Source organism: Xenorhabdus santafensis (assembly GCF_033949405.1).
GTDB classification, from domain to species: Bacteria; Pseudomonadota; Gammaproteobacteria; order Enterobacterales; family Enterobacteriaceae; genus Xenorhabdus; species Xenorhabdus santafensis.
In genome coordinates, this window is sequence record NZ_VCDN01000386.1 from 1 (window position 1) to 309 (window position 309).

Annotated in this window: 1 protein-coding gene; it reads left to right on the forward strand. The window is 36.2% G+C overall.

Features of this window, described 5'->3' with window-relative positions:
• Positions 1-309, forward strand: a 309-nt coding sequence (locus FE392_RS22855; protein ID WP_319931972.1) for an HAD-IIB family hydrolase, incomplete at both ends; no start/stop codon positions are given.

The following is a 309-nucleotide window of genomic DNA, read 5'->3' on the forward strand; positions in this document are numbered from 1 at the left end:
CGTGTTACAAGAAGACGCTGATATTATGGTTACAGCATCAGCTCCTACTAACTTAGAAATTATGGATAAGAATGGACATAAAGGAAACGGGCTACAGCAGATGGCAGCTCATTTTAATATTCCTATTGAAGATACAGTTGCTATTGGTGATAATTTTAATGATGTACCAATGTTAGAAGTAGCAGGCTTATCTGTTGCAATGGGCAACGCTGAAGAAGATGTAAAAAAACTATGTGATGTTGTAACATTAACAAACAATGAACATGGTGTTGCTCACGCAATCGAGCAATTTGTATTGAAACAAACTTC